The sequence below is a fragment of the Cognatiluteimonas sedimenti genome, assembly GCF_022808325.1.
Taxonomy (GTDB): Bacteria; Pseudomonadota; Gammaproteobacteria; order Xanthomonadales; family Xanthomonadaceae; genus Cognatiluteimonas; species Cognatiluteimonas sedimenti.
Map to the genome: position 1 here is coordinate 327,643 of NZ_JALGCL010000001.1, position 17,200 is coordinate 344,842.

The 17,200-nt window shown below is 70.6% G+C and carries 16 protein-coding genes; 8 read left to right on the forward strand and 8 right to left on the reverse strand.

Annotated features, from left to right (window positions below):
- The first annotated feature begins 142 nt into the window (after positions 1-142).
- Positions 143-2,134 carry an SDR family oxidoreductase gene (locus MQC88_RS01635; protein WP_243318619.1) on the forward strand — a complete coding sequence of 664 codons (1,992 nt, stop codon included), beginning with the start codon at positions 143-145 and terminating at the stop codon, positions 2,132-2,134.
- 127 nt (positions 2,135-2,261) lie between these two features.
- Here the strand turns inward: MQC88_RS01635 and MQC88_RS01640 are convergent, their stop codons facing one another.
- The 3 genes from MQC88_RS01640 to MQC88_RS01650 all read right to left on the reverse strand — a co-directional run bounded on the left by MQC88_RS01640 (position 2,262) and on the right by MQC88_RS01650 (position 5,482).
- Positions 2,262-3,245, reverse strand: a complete 984-nt coding sequence (locus MQC88_RS01640; RefSeq protein ID WP_243318621.1) for a restriction endonuclease — start codon at positions 3,243-3,245, stop codon at positions 2,262-2,264.
- Between the two features lie 238 nt (positions 3,246-3,483).
- Positions 3,484-4,098 (reverse strand): phasin family protein, encoded by a 615-nt coding sequence (locus MQC88_RS01645; protein ID WP_243318623.1) that lies wholly within the window; start codon positions 4,096-4,098, stop codon positions 3,484-3,486.
- Positions 4,099-4,225: 127 nt separating this feature from the next.
- On the reverse strand, positions 4,226-5,482 hold the full coding sequence (locus MQC88_RS01650; protein ID WP_243318626.1) for a patatin-like phospholipase family protein: 1,257 nt from the start codon (positions 5,480-5,482) through the stop codon (positions 4,226-4,228).
- Between the two features lie 87 nt (positions 5,483-5,569).
- Between MQC88_RS01650 and MQC88_RS01655 the strand changes: the two genes are divergently transcribed.
- The gene (locus MQC88_RS01655; protein WP_243318628.1) at positions 5,570-6,298 is read left to right on the forward strand and encodes a DUF8198 family protein; all 729 of its coding nucleotides are present in this window, start codon (positions 5,570-5,572) and stop codon (positions 6,296-6,298) included.
- Between the two features lie 33 nt (positions 6,299-6,331).
- On the opposite strand, the gene MQC88_RS01660 is transcribed toward MQC88_RS01655, so the two are convergent.
- Positions 6,332-6,604, reverse strand: coding sequence for a polyhydroxyalkanoic acid system family protein (locus MQC88_RS01660; RefSeq protein WP_243318630.1), 273 nt, complete (start codon positions 6,602-6,604; stop codon positions 6,332-6,334).
- A gap of 100 nt (positions 6,605-6,704) precedes the next feature.
- Between MQC88_RS01660 and MQC88_RS01665 the strand changes: the two genes are divergently transcribed.
- Genes MQC88_RS01665 through aroA form a run of 3 tightly spaced genes read left to right on the forward strand, consistent with a single transcriptional unit; the run spans position 6,705 to position 9,974 of the window.
- Entirely contained in the window at positions 6,705-7,526 is an 822-nt protein-coding gene (locus MQC88_RS01665) for an FHA domain-containing protein (protein ID WP_243318632.1), read from the forward strand.
- 58 nt (positions 7,527-7,584) lie between these two features.
- Positions 7,585-8,670, forward strand: coding sequence for a 3-phosphoserine/phosphohydroxythreonine transaminase (gene serC / locus MQC88_RS01670; RefSeq protein WP_243318634.1), 1,086 nt, complete (start codon positions 7,585-7,587; stop codon positions 8,668-8,670).
- Between the two features lie 23 nt (positions 8,671-8,693).
- A complete protein-coding gene (gene aroA, locus MQC88_RS01675) occupies positions 8,694-9,974 on the forward strand; it encodes a 3-phosphoshikimate 1-carboxyvinyltransferase (RefSeq protein ID WP_243320202.1) in 1,281 nt (426 codons plus the stop codon).
- Between the two features lie 9 nt (positions 9,975-9,983).
- On the opposite strand, the gene MQC88_RS13015 is transcribed toward aroA, so the two are convergent.
- The gene (locus MQC88_RS13015) at positions 9,984-10,655 is read right to left on the reverse strand and encodes an energy transducer TonB (RefSeq protein WP_261347357.1); all 672 of its coding nucleotides are present in this window, start codon (positions 10,653-10,655) and stop codon (positions 9,984-9,986) included.
- Positions 10,656-10,767: 112 nt separating this feature from the next.
- Here MQC88_RS13015 and serS point away from each other — a divergent pair, with 112 nt between their 5' ends.
- On the forward strand, positions 10,768-12,060 hold the full coding sequence (serS, locus tag MQC88_RS01690; protein ID WP_243318635.1) for a serine--tRNA ligase: 1,293 nt from the start codon (positions 10,768-10,770) through the stop codon (positions 12,058-12,060).
- A 58-nt stretch (positions 12,061-12,118) separates the two neighbouring features.
- Here serS and MQC88_RS01695 read toward each other — a convergent pair whose 3' ends face one another.
- From MQC88_RS01695 to nirK, 3 genes are read right to left on the reverse strand one after another with little or no spacing between them, the layout of a single operon-like run.
- Complete coding sequence (locus tag MQC88_RS01695) at positions 12,119-12,694, reverse strand: SCO family protein (RefSeq protein ID WP_243318637.1); 576 nt, start codon at positions 12,692-12,694, stop codon at positions 12,119-12,121.
- Positions 12,691-13,470, reverse strand: a complete 780-nt coding sequence (locus MQC88_RS01700; protein WP_243318638.1) for a formylglycine-generating enzyme family protein — start codon at positions 13,468-13,470, stop codon at positions 12,691-12,693. Before MQC88_RS01700 ends, MQC88_RS01695 begins: the two co-directional genes overlap by 4 nt.
- A 6-nt stretch (positions 13,471-13,476) precedes the next feature.
- Complete coding sequence (nirK, locus tag MQC88_RS01705) at positions 13,477-15,009, reverse strand: copper-containing nitrite reductase (protein ID WP_243318640.1); 1,533 nt, start codon at positions 15,007-15,009, stop codon at positions 13,477-13,479.
- Between the two features lie 373 nt (positions 15,010-15,382).
- On the opposite strand from nirK, the gene fabA reads away from it, so the two are divergent.
- Positions 15,383-15,898, forward strand: a complete 516-nt coding sequence (gene fabA / locus MQC88_RS01710; protein ID WP_243318642.1) for a 3-hydroxyacyl-[acyl-carrier-protein] dehydratase FabA — start codon at positions 15,383-15,385, stop codon at positions 15,896-15,898.
- Between the two features lies 1 nt (position 15,899).
- Positions 15,900-17,117, forward strand: a complete 1,218-nt coding sequence (fabB, locus tag MQC88_RS01715) for a beta-ketoacyl-ACP synthase I (protein WP_243318644.1) — start codon at positions 15,900-15,902, stop codon at positions 17,115-17,117.
- Positions 17,118-17,200 lie beyond the last annotated feature (83 nt).

Here is a 17,200-nt window from a genome sequence, read left to right on the forward strand (position 1 = left end):
CTCCGGTAGGTTGCGGCCATGACAGCACGCGCTCCCGGGGTGGTCAATACGGTGGGGAATTGTCGCGCCCCGCGGGCTCTGGCACCGTAGGCCGCGTGAACGGCGCCCGCTTGCGGCGCCGACAGCCATCGGAGCCCGCCCCATGAGCTACTTCGTCACCGGCGCCACCGGTTTCATCGGCCGCTTCCTGGTCGCCAACCTGCTCGAGCGCAAGGGCACCATCCACGTGCTGGTGCGCAAGGACTCGGCGAAGAAGCTCGACGCCATCGGCAAGCGCATGGGCTGGGACATGAAGCGGATCGTGCCGGTGGTCGGCGACATGACCCAGCCGCGCTGCGGTTTGACCGCCGCGCAGGTGCGCCAGCTCAAGGGCAAGGTGAAGCATTTCTTCCACCTCGCCGCCATCTACGACATGGCGGCCAGTGCCGAATCGCAGCGCATCGCCAACGTCGACGGCACGCAGCATGCGCTCGACCTGGCCGCGGCGATCGAGGCCGGCTGCTTCCACCACGTCAGCTCGATCGCCGCCGCGGGCCTGTACCCGGGGATCTTCCGCGAGGACATGTTCGAGGAAGCCGAGGGACTGGACGACCCCTACCTGCGCACCAAGCACGACTCCGAAGGGCTGGTGCGCGGCGAGAAGCGGATCAAATGGCGGGTGTACCGCCCCGGCATGGTGGTGGGCCATTCGCGCACCGGCGAAATGGACAAGATCGACGGCCCGTACTACTTCTTCACCTTCCTCAAGAAGCTGCGGCAGATGCTGCCGCCATGGATGCCGACGCTGGGCATCGAGGGCGGCCGCATCAACATCGTGCCGGTGGATTTCGTCGCCGACGCGCTCGACCACATCGCGCACAAGCCGCGCCTGGACGGCCACACCTTCCACCTCACCGACCCGGAGCCGCAGCGCGTGGGCGAGGTGCTCAACACCTTCGCCCGCGCCGGCCACGCGCCGGAGATGACGATGCGGATCGACGCGCGCATGTTCGCCTTCGTCCCCGGCGGCATCCGCATGGCGGTCGGCAACCTGCCGCCGGTGCGGCGCTTCGTCGGCATGCTGCTGCGCGATTTCCGCATCCCGAAATCGACGCTGAAGTTCATCACTTATCCCACGCGCTTCGACAACCGCGAAACCGAGCGCGCGCTCAAGGGCAGCGACATCAGGGTACCGCGGCTGGACGACTACGCCTGGCGGCTGTGGGACTACTGGGAGCGGCACCTGGACCCGGACCTGTTCATCGACCACACGCTCAAGGGCAAGGTCCGCAACAAGGTGGTGGTGATCACCGGCGGCTCGTCGGGCATCGGCCTGGCGACGGCGCAGAAGGTCGCCGCGGCCGGCGCCGTCACCATCATCGTCGCGCGCGGCGAGGAGGAGCTGTTCAAGGCGCGAGACGCGATGAAGGCCGAGGGCGGCAAGGTGTTCGCCTACACCGCCGACCTGTCGGACATGGCGGACTGCGACCGGCTGGTCAAGGCGGTGCTGGACGAGCACGGCCACGTCGACGTGCTGGTCAACAACGCCGGGCGCTCGATCCGGCGCTCGATCGAGCTGAGCTACGACCGTTTCCACGACTTCGAGCGCACGATGCAGCTCAACTACTTCGGCTCGCTGCGCCTGATCATGGGTTTCCTGCCGGCCATGACCCATCGCCGCAAGGGCCACGTCATCAACATCAGCTCGATCGGCGTGCTGGCCAATTCGCCGCGGTTCTCGGCCTACGTCGCCTCCAAGGCGGCGCTGGACGCGTGGAGCCGCTGCGCGCAGGGCGAGCTGTCGGGCAAGGGCATCGCCTTCACCACCATCAACATGCCGCTGGTGAAAACGCCGATGATCGCGCCGACGCGGATGTACGACAGCGTGCCGACGCTGACGCCGGAGGAAGCCGCCGACCTGGTGGTGCAGGGGATCATCGAGCGCCCGGGCCGGATCGCAACGCGCCTGGGCATCTTCTCGGCGCTGATCAATGCGATCGCGCCCAAGGCCTACGAGGTGATCATGAGCACCGCGTTCGAGCTGTTCCCGGACTCCGCCGCGGCCAAGGGCGACCGGCAGGCGCTCAAGGGTGAGACGCAACCGAGCAACGAGCAGATCGCCTTCGCCTCGCTGATGCGCGGCGTGCACTGGTAGGCGCGGCTGCGTCGTGCGTCGATTGGCCGCATGGGCTGGATGCGACGCGGCGCTGGCAGCGGTGGAAAGCTCGCGGCTGTAAGCCGCTCCTGCGGTCGGCGTTTGCAGGGGGCGGCGACGCGGGCGCTCAGTACGACCGGCACTGCAGGAAGCGCACCGGGCGGGTGCTGCCCGGCGGCGGTTGCAGCTGGATGCGGGACGCGCGCAGCTCGTCGTAGTGCTCCAGCAGCGGGCAGATATCGGCCATCGGGTCGCCGTCCGGGTCGGCCAGGTACACCAGCAAGGTCGATTGGGTGGACCATAGCGCGCGGTCGACGTGCGCCAGCGTGGAGATCGCGCGGGTGGCTTCCTGGCGGCGTTGCTCCAGCTGCGCCGGATCGGTCGGGGCCGGTAGCACCGCCACGCCATCCCTGGTGGCAGGCGCGGCTGGGGCGGCGCCCGGGGCGCCTGCGACGTCGGCCGGCGTTGCGGGCGTGGCCGGGGTCGCGGCCGTGGTCGGCGCCGAGGCCGCCGGTGCCGGCGCATCGTGCGCGGACAGCGCGTACAGCACCACCGCGAACGCCAGCGCGCCAACCCAGGCCAGGGCGAAGAAGCGTTTCATGTTGGCCAGCGCGGGCTGCGACACCGCGACGCGCTGTGCCTCGGGCAGCAGCGGGCGCAGCTCCGGCCACAGCCGGGTGCCATCGAGCAGTTCGATGCGCTGCGCCGCGGCCAGCCTGGCCGCTTCTGGAGCGAACTGCCCCGGCGTTACCAGCAGCCCGCCATCGGCGCCGCGCATGCGGATGTTGTTGGCGAACTCGGCGATCGCGGTCGATCCCAGCACGTAGGCCGCGCCGTGCTTGGACGACAGCAGCCAGCGCTGGCCGTTGCGTTCGAGCATGTAGTCGCTTTCGTCGCTGGTGGCTTCGGTATCGAACACGCGTTCGTAGCCGCGCTTGTGCAACGCGTCGAGTACCAGGTGGATGAAATCGCGCCAGCGCATGCCGGCGAGCGCGGCGATCCCGGCCACGGTTTCCTCGCGCGGCAGGCGGATGGTGCGCAGGTACAACGTGGTCGCGCCGCCGACCAGCACGAATGCCAGGACCGCGACCAGCAAACTGCCCCCTGCCATGCCGCCGCTCCCTGTCATGGATCAACCCGCGCAGGATAGACGAAAGCCGATGCGCCGCGGTCAACCGCGCGGCGTGCAAGCCGCCGGCGCCGTCGGATGAAGAAGGCGGGCGCGCCGGTTCGGCGCCCGTGGGGGCGTGTGAAAGAAGATGCCCGCCAGTCCGGAACCGTAAGGGGAGGGGAGCATACGGTGGGGATACGGACTGGCGGGCGTTGAAGCGTGGCTGCGGTGGCTCGGGTCAGCTCGTGGTCTTCGCGGCCTTGGTGGCTTTGGCGGCCTTGCGCGCGCGCTTCGCGACGGCAGGCTTGGTGGCGGCGGGGCCGGTTGCCTTGCGTGCCGTGGCCCGGCTCGTCCCAGCCTTGCCGGTCTTGCGCACGGGCGTGCTGCGGGGCTTGCGGGCGGTTGCGCCGTTCTGGCGCCGCAGTTCGGCGGTCAGGCCCTCCACCCGGCGGCTGAGGTCGCTGAGATCGCCGCGGCCGGGAACCCCCAGCTTCACCAGCGCACGCTGGACGCGGTCCTCGAACACCTTCTCGAGGCGGTCCCAGGTATCGGCGGCGCGTTCGCGCGCCTGGCCAACGCGGCTCTCGACGGCACCGCGGACTTCATCGGCGCGGCCGCCGGCGAACCTGCGCGCGCTCTGCTCCAGGTTCAGGCCTTCCTTGACCAGCGCCTCGAACAGCTTGTTGCCTTCGGCCTGGGCGCGGCCGAACGCGCCGACGCCGGCAAGCCAGATCTGTTGCGCGGATTCGCTCAGGGTCCGGGACAGGCGTTCGGCCTGGTCCTGCACGCCGGCGTTGGCAGTGGTGCGCTTGCGGGCGCTGGTGCTGCCTGCGGCTTTCTTGAACTTGGCCATGCGGGTCTCCCGGCGGGGGGTGGATTGCGGGTCAGCATTGCGCGGCGGACTAGAGCATTCACACAAGCGCGCGGTCCCCGGCGGCGACCGCGCGCACGCCGGAACGCCGGCAGCGCACAACGGCCGTTCAAGGATGGCCGGCGTGGTGTTGCCGCCGGGTGATGTGGCGTTCGACGTCGTCCAGCGCGCGTTGCAGGCGTGCGGTAGTGTCGCTGTGGCGCGGCGCCGGCAGCAGCCCATCGAGGATCGAGCGGCCTTCGTCGGCGATGAGCTCGTCGCGCAGTTCGATGCCATGCGCGGCCAGCAACGGGCGCAGCTCACCGGCGCGCGTGCGCAGGTCGGCCAGGGTGTTGCGGTAGGCGAGGTCGCAGACGCGGCGGCGTGCGGCGAAGCTGAAGACGTTGGTGTAGAACAGTTCGCCGTCGCTGGGATTGGGCTCGAACACCAGCTGGTCGATGCCCGGGTACTGCTGCGCATAGCGTGCCAGGCCCACCTGCATGCGCGACTGCAGCAGCGTGCGGAACGTCTGCGACAGCACCACCGGCAGGCCGCCGTCGGCGATCCGGCGCCCGGCCTGGCCGCGGCCGGCGCGGCGGCGCCCCCCGGCATTGAACGGCACCAGCGGATTGATGCCGATCATCAGGTCGACATCGCGGTCCAGCACCACCGAGGCGTGCATCGTCCGCCGCAGGGCGCCATCGACGAACTGGCGCCCGCGCAGCGCCACCGGCGGATACAGCCCCGGCAGCGCGGCACTGGCCTGCACGGCGCGCGAGATCGGCACGTCGTCCCAGCCCTCGCCGCCGAAACGCACCGCCTCGCCGCTGTCCAGGTCGACCGCGATCACGTACAGCGGGCGCTCGAGCTTGCGGAAGTCGTTGCTGCGGCCGCGACGGCTGAACACGTCGCGCAGGAAGTGCTCGACCTCGGCGTTGTCGAACAGGCCGGTCGGCACCAGCCCGCCGATGCGGGTAAGCAGGTCCGACCAGCGCGAGTCGCCGCGCCCCAGCAGCAGGTCGCGCGCCAGCCCGCCCGCCAGCCGCGGCGCGGCACCGAGCCGGCGCAGATATTCCGTCAGCGCCGGGCGCAGGAAGGTTTCCGGGCGGAAGCGCACGTCGGTGCTGTCGCCGGTGATGAACACGCGGCACAGCTGCGCCGTATCCATGCGGTTGGCGAGCCCGGCGGCGAGGAACGCGCCGGAGCTGACGCCGACGTAGCAATCCATGCGGGTGAGGTCGAGTCCGTCGCAGGCCTCGTCCAGCGCACGCAACGCACCCAGCTCGTACATGGCGCCGATCGGGCCGCCACCGGCGATGGCCAGGCCGATGCGCGGGTCGCGACCGGGATGGCTGGCCCGGCTCCGGGCGGAATGGAGGGACAGCATGGCGGGCCGCGCGACGGGGGTATCGCGAGTGTAGCCGAGCCGCCGTTGCGGGTTGCGGGGGCGTGATGCAGTCCCGATGATGCGGCGATGCCGCGTCGTCCGCCCGCGTCCAGCCGCCTGCAGCGGCGCCTGGCCTGCCACCAGGCGCTGCATGATCCGCAGCGGGAACCGCGCAACCGCCTGCACTGGCTGCCGGCGCTGCGGCACTGGCAGGCGGCGCGGCTTGAGGCCAGTTTCCGGCGCTTCCTGGACGACCCGCAACGCCGCCCGGCGGCGCGCTTCTTCCTGACCGATGTCTATGGCGACCACGATTTCAGCCGCCGCGACGCCGACATCGCCCGCGTGCTGCCGACCATGCAGGGGCTGTTGCCGGCAGCGTTGCTGGACACGGTCGCCGACGGCATCGAACTGGGGGTGCTGACCCAGGCCTTCGACCTGCGCATGGCCGAAGCGCTGCAGCGGATCGCGCCGCGGCGCAGACGGGTGGACGCGGCCCTGTACGCGCAGGCGTATCGCGCGGTCGGGCTGCCGCGACTGCGCCTGCGCCAGATCGTGCTGATCGGCAAGGTCGGCGCGGGGCTGGGCGCGGCGGTGCGCAAGCCGGGCATCCGCATGTTGCTGAAGCTGGCGCGCGGGCCGGCGCGTGCGGCCGGGCTGGCGGAACTGCAGCTGTTCCTGGAGCACGGCTTCGACGCATTCGCCAGGCTTGGCAACGTGGATGCGTTCCTGGCCGACATCGAGCGCGGCGAGCGCGATGTCATGCGGCGCGTGTTCGCGGGCGATCCCGACCCGTTCCGGCCTGCGCCGCCCGGCTAGCGCCCGAATGCGTCCAGCCCGGCGTCCCGGCGCCTAGAAGCGCTCGTCCAGCACGCGCCGGATCTCGCTTTCGATCGGGCCCTTCATCGCCGACAGCAGGAAGCCCAGTTTCGCTGTCACCTGCACCTGTTGCGGCGTCAGCGCGATGTGCCCGTCCACGCCGGAGCGGACGAAGTGCAGCACGTCGCCCTCCCAGCGGTAGTCCATGCCGAACTTGTCGCCCAGCTTGGTCGCCACGCCCTCGACCGCCTTGCGTGCCTGGGCCAGCGGCAGCGAATGCGCGTGGCGGATATCGATCGTGGACATGCCGGTTCCCGTTGCGGTGACACGGCCCATTGTGCGGCCAGTGGCGGCGCCCGCCAACCGCCGCGCTTCGCCGGCGCACGCATCTGCTAGATTGCGCCGCGTGGACGAGATCACCCTCCGATTCCCCGGGACCGACATCGCACCGCTGCCGCTGGGCAACGGCGTGCAGGGCATCGGCCGCACCATCGGCGGCGCGCTGCGCGTGCTCGGCGATGCGGCCGGGGCCAGCATGCGCTTCTGCGCGGATCGCCGCGGGGTGTGGCTGACGGTGGCCGAGGATGCCCGCGGCGTGCACGTCAACGGCCGCCCGGTGCGGCGCATGGCGATGTTGCGCATGGGCGACACGGTGTTCTTCGACGGCAACGAGATCGTGCTGGCCGCGAGCCGGACGCCGCCGGCGCCGCCGCCAGCCGAGCCGTTCCCGGAGACCGGCGCGGATGATCCGCGCATGGTCCTGCGCGGCGTCGGTGGCCGCTACCACGGCCGCAGTTTCACCCTGGACCGGCCGCGGGTGGTCGGCAGCGCAGCCGATGCCGACGTTCGCATCGAGGATCCGGCCTTCGCCGAGCGCCATGCCCGGATCGGGCTGCAGGGCGGGCTGGTGGTGTTGCGCGACCTGGGTTCGGTGGACGGCAGCGTGGTCAACGGCGAAACCCTGCGCGACGCGGTGCTGCAGCCCGGCGACCAGATCGTGTTCGATGCCCACCACCGCTTCGTGATCGAGGCGCCGGCGCGCGCGTCGCAGCGTGATGAGTCGATGCCGGTGTTCGACGACGACGAGGCCGACGAGCACGTCGCACACGCGCGCGAGGCGCGGCAGGCGCTCAGCCATTCGGCGCGGCGGCTGCCATGGTTGCTCCTGGCCGCGCTGCTGCTGGCCGCCGCGCTGAGCGCGTTGCTGCTGTTCGGCGTGGCGGGCTGAGCCCACGCTCCAATCGCGCTGCGGCATACTGGGATTCCCCACCTTGCGGATGCCGTCGATGTCGCGTGCCCACAACTTCAGCGCGGGTCCGGCGACCCTGCCCGAACCGGTCCTGCGCCAGGCGCAGCAGGAAATGCTCGAGTGGCATGGGGCCGGCGCCTCGATCGTCGAGCTCAGCCATCGCGGCCCGGAATTCCTCCAGGTCGCGGCCCAGGCCGAGGCCGACCTGCGGACGTTGCTGTCGATCCCGTCCGACTACGCGGTGCTGTTCCTGTCCGGCGGCGCGACCATGCTGCAGGCGCTGTTGCCGCTGAACTTCGCCGCGCCCGGCCAGGCCGCGGACTACGTGCTCAGCGGCCACTGGGGCAAGACCGCGATCAAGCAGGCCAGGCCTTGCGTGGCCGCCAACATAGCCGCCAGCAGCGAAGCCGGCGGCTTCCGCGATCTCCCGGCGCGCGACGCGTGGCAGTTGTCCGACGGCGCCGCGTACGTGCACATCACCGCCAACGAAACCATCCACGGCGTCGAGTTCCGCGAGGTCCCGGATGTCGGCGGCGTGCCGCTGTTCGCCGACTTCAGTTCCTCGATCGCCTCGGAGCCGCTGGATATCTCCCGTTTCGGCGTGGTCTATGGCGGCGCGCAGAAGAACCTCGGTCCGGTCGGGATCAGCTTCGCGATCGTGCGCCGCGACCTGCTGGGGCGCCAAGGCCAGCCGCGCGCCGAGATCCTGGATTACCGCGCCCACGCCGCCAAGGAATCGATGCTCAACACCCCGCCGACCTGGAACTGGTACCTGCTCGGGCTGACGGTGAAGTGGATGCTCGACGAAGGCGGCGTGGCCGAATTCGCCCGCCGCAACGCGCGCAAGGCGGCGGCGCTGTACGCGGCCATCGACGGATCCGACGGCTATTACCGCAACGAGGTGTCGCCGGCGGTGCGTTCGCGCATGAACGTGCCGTTCTTCCTCCACGATGCCGCGCTCGACAAGGCCTTCCTGGAGGAAGCCCGGGCTGCGGGCCTGATCGGGCTGAAGGGCCATCGCGCCCTCGGTGGCATGCGCGCCTCGATCTACAACGCCATGCCCGAAGCGGGGGTGCAGGCGCTGGTCGATTTCATGGGCGATTTCAGGACGCGGCACGGGTGACGCCGCGGCGCGACTGGATCGCGATGCGCGGCGACGCGTTGCGCGGCGAGCTCGCGATTCCCGGCGACAAATCGGTTTCGCACCGCGCGATCATGCTGGCGGCGCTGGCCGACGGCGTGTCGCGGATCGACGGATTCCTCGAAGGCGCGGACACGCGCGCGACGGCGGCGATCTTCGGCCAGCTGGGGGTGCGCATCGAAACCCCGGAGCCCGGGGTGCGCATCGTCCATGGCGTGGGCATCGATGGCTTGCACGCGCCCGCGGGCCCGCTGGACTGTGGCAACGCCGGCACCGCGATGCGCCTGCTGGCGGGGTTGCTGGCGGGCCAGCGCTTCGACAGCGTGCTGGTGGGCGACGCCTCGCTGTCGGGGCGGCCGATGCGGCGGGTCACCGAACCGCTTGCGGCCATGGGCGCGCGCATCGACGCCGACGATGGCCACGCGCCGTTGCGGATCCACGGCGCCCAGCCATTGCACGCCATCGAACACGCGCCTGCGGTCGCCAGCGCCCAGGTGAAGTCGGCGTTGCTGCTGGCCGGGCTGTACGCGCGCGGCGAAACCGTGGTGCGGGAGGCGCAGGCGACCCGCGACTACACGGAGCGCATGCTGCAGGCCTTCGGCTATCCGCTGGCCTGCCGTGAAGGCGAAGCGCGGCTGCAAGGCGGCCATCGGCTGCGGGCGACGGACGTGGCGGTGCCGGCAGACTTCTCTTCGGCCTCGTTCTTCCTCGTGGCCGCAAGCCTGGTCCCGGATTCCGACCTGTGCCTGCGCCGGATCGGCATCCATCCACGGCGCACCGGGCTGCTGCGCGTGCTGCGGGCGATGGGCGCGGACATCGAATCGATCGATGCGCAGGGCGAGGGCGGGGAGCTGGTCGCCGACCTGCGCGTGCGCCATGCGCCGCTGCGCGGAATCGAGGTGGCGGTCACCCACGTCGCCGACATGATCGACGAGTTCCCGGTGCTGTGCGCCGCCGCGGCCTGCGCGCAGGGCACCACCACGATCCGCGGCGCCGCGGAACTGCGGGTCAAGGAATCCGACCGCATCGCGACGATGGTCGCGGGATTGCGCGCGCTGGGCGTCACGGTCGAGGAACTGCCCGATGGCGCGGTGATCCACGGCGGCCGCCTGCACGGCGGCAGCATCGAGAGCCGCGGCGACCACCGCATCGCGATGGCGTTCGCGGTTGCCGCGCAGGCCGCCGATGGCGAAGTGCGGATCGGCGATGTCGCCAATGTGGCGACGTCGTTCCCGGGTTTCGACGCGCTGGCGCGGCAGGCCGGTTTCGGCCTGCGCAACGCCTGAAGGCAGCCGTCAGCGCTGCAGGTTGAAGGTGATCGGTACCTGCACCGCGCCCGCGACCGCCTCGCCGTTGCGGACCGCCGGCCGGAAGCGCCAGCGCCGCACTGCATCGCTGGCCGCCCGGTCGAGCGCGCGCGAACCGCTGCCCTGGACCAGGTCGACCGAGTAGGGCTTGCCATCCGGGCCCACGTGGACGCGCAACAGCACCGTGCCCGTTTCGCCGCGGCGCTGGGCGTCGCGCGGATAACGTGGCGCGGGCGAGCTCAGCGGCTGCGGCACGGTCCTGTCCGCGATCGTGGCGGCGGGTGCCGGCGGCGGAGGCGGCGCGGCGGGCGCGACCGGGGCCTGGGGTGCCTCGACCATGCGCGGCGGCTCACCGTCCACCGGGTCGGGGCCGGCATCGCCCATGCCGCTGGCGTTGTCGCGGCCTTCGGCGGCCGGCAGCGGCGCCGGCAACGGCTCGAACCGCTGGCCTTCGGCGCTGCTCGGGATGCCGTCGGCGCGATAGAAATTGTTGTTGTTGCGCTGGTCCAGCCACAGCAGCAGGAACAGCAGCAGGCCGGCGGCGAACGCGATGGCTGCCACCAGCAGCGCCTTGCGCGAGGGCCACCAGCCGGGGCGGGGTTCGGCACCCTGGCGCGCGGGTCGCAGCGAAGGATCGGTCTCGGGGGAAGGGGCGGACATCGGCGCTTCCAGCTCGGGGAACCCGCATTCTGGCACGGGGCCGGCGCGGGCCCGCGGCACCGCGTCGCACAAACACGCGATAATTCAGCTTCCACAAGCTGTCGGCCGTCCCATGCTCGATCCCGTCCTGCTCCGTACCCAGCCCACTGAGACCGCCGCACGCCTGCGCGAGAGCCGCGGTTTCACCCTCGACGTCGCCGCGCTCGAGTCCCTGGAAGGCCAGCGCAAGGCGCTGCAGGTCCGCACCCAGGAGCTGCAGAACCTGCGCAACACCCGCAGCAAGGCGATCGGCCAGGCCAAGGCGAAGGGCGAGGACGTGGCGGCGCTGCTGGCCGAGGTCGCCGGCTTCGGCGACGAGCTGAAGGCGGGGGAGTCGCGGCTGGACGCGCTGCGCGCGCAGATCGAGGCTATCGCGCTCGGCATCCCGAACCTGCCGGACGAGTCGGTGCCGGCGGGCGCGGACGAGGCGGGCAACGTCGAGCAGTGCCGCTGGGGCACGCCGCGCACGTTCGAGTTCGAGGTCCGCGACCACGTCGAACTCGGTGCCCGCAACGGCTGGCTCGACGGCGACACCGCGGCCAGGCTGTCCGGCGCACGCTTCACCGTGCTGCGCGGGCAGCTGGCGCGGCTGCATCGCGCGCTGGCGCAGTTCATGCTCGACCTGCATACCGGCGAGCACGGCTACGAGGAAACCAACGTGCCGCTGCTGGTCAACGCCGAATCGATGCGCGGCACCGGGCAGCTGCCGAAGTTCGAGGACGACCTGTTCGCGACCGTGGTCGGCGAAGGCGAGGCGGCGAGCAGGCGGTACCTGATCCCCACCTCCGAAGTGCCGCTGACCAATACCGTGCGCGACCAGATCGTCGAGGCGCAGCGCCTGCCGCTGCGCATGACCGCGCATTCGCCATGTTTCCGCGCCGAGGCCGGCGCCTACGGCCGCGACACCCGCGGCATGATCCGCCAGCACCAGTTCGAGAAGGTCGAGCTGGTGTCGATCACGCGCCCGCAGGACAGCGACGCCGAGCACGAGCGCATGACCCGCTGCGCCGAAGTGGTGCTGGAGAAGCTGGGCCTGCCGTACCGGCGCATGCTGCTGTGCAGCGGCGACATGGGTTTCTCCGCACGCAAGACCTTCGACCTGGAAGTCTGGCTGCCGTCGCAGCAGGCGTTCCGCGAGATCTCGTCGTGCTCGAACTGCGGCGATTTCCAGGCCCGGCGCATGCAGGCGCGCTGGCGCAACCCGGACAGCGGCAAGCCGGAACTGGTGCACACCCTCAACGGTTCCGGCGTCGCCGTCGGCCGGGCGCTGATCGCGGTGATGGAGAACTGCCAGCAGGCCGATGGCTCGATCGCCGTACCCGCGGCGTTGCGCCCCTACATGGGCGGCCTCGACGTCATCGCCTGACGCCATCTCCCACACCACCGCTGCATGCGAGCCGCTCGTGCGGCCTGCGGCGCGCCGGTCAGAGCGCGGCCTTGACCTTGGCGACGAACGCCGGGTCGATGTCGCTGCCGATCTTCTCCGTGCGCGCGAGGATGCGGCCGTCGGCGTCGAGCAGGATCAACACGCTGGTGTGGTTGAACTCGCCGTCGGACAGTTGCCGATAGCGCACGTCGAGCACGCCGGCGACGCTGCGCACGGCATCGGCCCTTGGGCTGGCCAGCGACCAGCGCTTGTCGTCGATGTGGCGCTGCCGGACCGTCCTGGCCAGCGTGTCCGGCGTATCGCGCGCCGGGTCCATGCTGATCAACATCACCCCGAGCCTGGCGCGCTGCGCGGGCGTCAAGGCTCGTTCGACCGCCTTGCCGCTCTCCACGATCAACGGGCAGATGTACTGGCAGGAGCTGTAGAACATCGACACCAGCTGCGGCTGGCCGCGCTTGCGGCCCCAGTCCCAGGTCTTGCCGTGCTGGTCGGTGAGCCTGAGCGGCAGCTGGTAGACCGAGTCGGCCGGCAGTGGCGGCGCCTTGGCCGGCGCGGCGGCGAGGCTGCCGGCGACGGCCAGCAGCAGGGAGGCGAGGAAGGTCACGGGTTTCATTTGCCTGGAGTCCTGGCGCAACGGAAGCCGAGGTTGGGGGTGGTGTCGCGGGCCTGCAGCGAGGACAGCATCGCAACCCGCATCAGCACCGCGTAGTTGTCGCGATCGTCCATCGACAGCGCGCCGGCGCCGCAGAACTTGCTCTTGTCCGGGTCACCCTGGTTGCGGCTTTCCGGATCGACCAGCAACGAGGAAAAATCGTCGGTCCACTCCCACACCAGGCCATGCACGTCCTGCACGCCGTAGGCGTTGGGCACCTGCAGGCCGGCACGCGGCAGCGGTCCGCTGGACGGGCGCGAGTACCAGCCAAGGATGCGTTCGCGCCACGCCGGGTCCTTGCGTGCGTCGCGCCGGGTTTCGTCGGCGGCCGCGGCGTATTCCCACTCGCTCCAGGTAGGGAGTCGCGCATCCTGCGCTTCGCAGTAGGCCTGCGCGGCGAACCAGCTGACGTTGACCACCGGCTGCTGCGCCTGCGCCTTGGCGCCCAGGGCAGCAGGGCCGGCCCAATGCTGCAGGTAACGCGGTTCGGCGAGCACCCGGGCGACCTTGTCGCGCCGCCACTGCGGGTGCTCCTGGACGAAGGCGAGGAACTCGGCGTTGGTCACCGGGCGCTTCTGCAGTTCGAACGGCGCCACCTTCACCGTCGGCGCGTCCTCGTACTTGAGCGCCGAGCGGAAACTGGCTCCGGGCAGCTTCACCCATGCCGCGCCGCCGGCCGCGAGCGCGGCGGCGACGGGCAGGGCGAACAGCAGGGCGCTGGCGGCTTTCAGGCGCATGGCGGCTCAGTGGCCCTCGCCGCCGCCGGTGCCGATGCCCGGGCCCTTGCGGATCTCGGCGGCCTCCTCCTTGGTGACGTGGCCGCCCGGGTTGCCCCAGCTGTTGAGCACGTAGGTGCTGATGTTGGCGACTTCATCGTCGGTGAGCTGCGCCATCGGCGGCATCACCGAGTTGTAGTCCTTGCCGTTGACCGTCACCGGGCCCTGCAGGCCGTGGGTGATGATCGTGGCCACGCGCTTGGGATCGGCGGCGATGAAGTCGGACTTGGCCAGCGGCGGGAACACCCCCGGCATGCCTTCACCGTTGGCCTGGTGGCAGGTGGAGCAGGTACCCGCGAACAACGCCTCGCCGGCCTTGATCTGGTCCTCGACGGTCAGGTCGCCAGTCGATGCGGCCTTCGCCGCCGCGCCGACCGCGGCCAGGTTGGGATTGGCCTGGTCGCCGATGTACATCGCGTCGACTTCCTTGCCCGAGTAGATGTCGGGACGCTCGGCGCCATCGGCCTTGAGGATCGCCAGCGCGCCCTTGTTGAAGGCGCGGAAGATCGAGTGGTCGACCAGCACGTAGCTGCCCGGCACCTCGAGGTGGAAGTCCATGATCGCCGCGCCGCCGGACGGGATCAGCGTGGTCTGCACGTTCTCGTTGAAGCGGGTGCCGCCTTCGAACCAGACCTTGTCGAAGATCTCGCCGATCACGTGGAAGCTGGACACCAGGTTCGGGCCGCCGTTGCCGACGTACAGGCGCACGTTCTCGCCGGTGTTGGCCTTGAGCGCGTTGTCGCCGGTGAGCGCGCCCTCGGCGCCGTTGAACAGCACGTAGGTCGGGTTCTCGTCGATGCCCTTCTGCATGTCGAAGTTCTGGTGGCCCTTCTCGCGGTACTTGCCCGTGGTGTAGAAGTCGCCCTGCATCACGTAGTACTCGCGGTCCACCGGCGGCATGCCTTCCGGCGGCTCGACCAGGATCAGGCCGTACATGCCGTTGGCGATGTGCATGCCCACCGGCGCGGTCGCGCAGTGGTACACGAACAGGCCGGCATTGAGCGCCTTGAAGGTGAAGCGGGTGACGTGGCCGGGCGCGGTGAAGCTCGACGCCGCGCCGCCGCCGGGCCCGGTGACGCCGTGCAGGTCGATGTTGTGGGGCATCTTGCTGTCGGGCATGTTGCGAAGGTGGAACTGCACCGTGTCGCCCTGGCGAACGCGGATGAAGCTGCCGGGCACCGTGCCGCCGAAGGTCCAGAAGGTGTAGCTGACGCCTTCGGCGATCTGCATCTCCTTTTCGACCACGTTCAGCTCGACGATCACCTTGGCCGGCTTGGTGCGCCCGGTCGGCGGCGGCACGTGCGGCGGACTGGTCAGGATCGCGTTGACCGGCTGCCCCTGCGGCGGGCCGAAGTCGCCCTTGAGCGAACCGCCGGTCCCGTTGGTCGCCGCAGCCTTGGCGGCTTCGGCGGCTGCGGTCTCCGCCTTGTCGGCGCGGCAGCCCGACAGCGCGAGCAGGGCGATCGCCGCCGCGCACAGGACATGGATGCTTGACCTCATTGCAGGTTCCCCTCGTTGGTATGCGCTTCGAATGTACACAGGATGCAGCAGCTCTTGTGCCGGCATGGTGACATGGATCAATTGAGTGTTTGAATCCTGTCCGCAGCGCCGGGTCTTGATCCGCGTCAATGCGCGTGGTGCGGGCCTTGGCCGGCTGCCGGAACGGAAGGCGCAACGCGTCCGCGCGCCGCGCTTGGCATCCTGCGGCCCGGCCGGGCCCCGACGGCATTGACAGGCGGCCGTGCCATCGCCGCCCGGATTGGCCCGTCGCGGGCCGGTGCCGCCAGTCGACGCCCGCGCTGCGCCGCGGGTTGGCGACACCGGCACCCCAACTCGGGCAAACTTGCCGCTTTCGCAAACACGAACCGACCCAATGACACGACCTTCCTCGCTCGACCGCGAGCAGCTGCTCGCCTGCGCCCGGGGCGAGATGTTCGGCCCGGGCAACGCGCGCCTGCCGGCACCGCCGATGCTGATGTTCGACCGCATCACCGAGATTTCCACCGAGGGCGGTCGTTTCGGCAAGGGCGTGATCCGGGCCGAGCTGGACATCCACCCGGACCTCTGGTTCTTCGCCTGCCATTTCGAGGGCGACCCGGTGATGCCCGGCTGCCTGGGCGTTGACGCCATGTGGCAGCTGGCCGGGTTCTACTTGCCGTGGCTGGGCGAGCCGGGGCGCGGGCGCGCGCTGGGCGTCGGCCAGGTCAAGTTCAGTGGCCAGGTCCTGCCGGACGCGAAACTGGTGAGCTACGAGATCGACATCCACCGGGTCCTGCGCGGCAAGCTGCGGATGGTGATCGCCGATGGCCGCACCTTCGTCGACGGGCGCGAGATCTACGTCGCGGAGAACCTGCGGGTCGGGCTGTTTGGGTCCACGGAGGCGTTTTGACATGAAGGAAGGAAAGCGCGTCGTCGTCACCGGCATGGGCATCGTGTCCTGCCTGGGCAACGATGCCGCGGCGGTCGGTTCGTCCCTGCGCGAGCTGCGCCCCGGCATCCGTTTCATCCCCGAGTACGCGGAACTGGGCCTGCGCAGCCAGGTGGCGGGCGTGCCGCAGATCGACCTGGACGCGCAGATCGACCGCAAGCTCAAGCGCTTCATGGGCGACGCGGCCGCCTACAGCTACGTCGCCATGCGCGATGCGATCGCCGACGCCGGCGTGCCGGACGAACTGCTGCACGGCGCACGCACCGGGCTGATCGCCGGTTCCGGTGGCGGTTCGCCGCAGTGGCAGATCGAGACCGGCGACCTGCTGCGCAACCGCGGCATCCGCAAGGTCGGGCCGTACATGGTCCCGCGCACGATGGGTTCGACCGTATCCGCGGCGCTGTCGACGGCGTTCGGGATCCGTGGCATCAGCTACTCGATTTCGGCCGCCTGCGCGACCTCGGCCCATTGCATCGGCGCGGCAGCCGACATGATCCGCCATGGCGCCAAGGACATGATGTTCGCCGGGGGCGGCGAGGAAGTGCACTGGGGCATGACCGCCCAGTTCGATGCCATGGGCGCGTTGTCCACCCACCACAACGACACCCCGGAAACCGCCTCGCGGCCATACGACACCGGTCGCGACGGCTTCGTCATCGCCGGCGGTGGCGGCATGCTGGTGCTGGAGGACTACGAGCATGCGAAGGCGCGCGGCGCGCGCATCCATGCCGAACTGGTCGGCTACGGCGTGACCAGCGATGGCGTCGACATGGTCGCGCCATCGGGCGAGGGGGCCGTGCGCTGCATGCGCATGGCGATGGAAGGCGTCGATACGCCGGTCGACTACCTCAACACCCATGGCACCTCGACCCCGCTGGGCGACATCATCGAGCTGGAAGCGGTACGCGAGGCGTTCGGCGCCGCGATCCCGCCGCTGTCCTCGACCAAGGCGCTGTCCGGGCATTCGCTCGGCGCGGCCAGCGTGCACGAGGCGATCTATTGCCTGCTTATGCTGCAGGGCGGCTTCATGGCCGGCTCGGCCAACATCACCGAGCTCGACCCGAAGACGGAAGGCTTCCCGATCCTGCGCGAGAGCCGTGATGCCGCGCTGCGCACGGTGATGTCCAACAGCTTCGGCTTCGGCGGCACCAACGGCACCCTGGTGTTCCGGAAGCTGTAGCGCCGTCAGCGCCTGGGCGGAGGCGGCGCCTGGCCCGCGGCCCTCGCCTGGCCAGGAAGCGTTGGGGTGCGATCCGGCGTCAC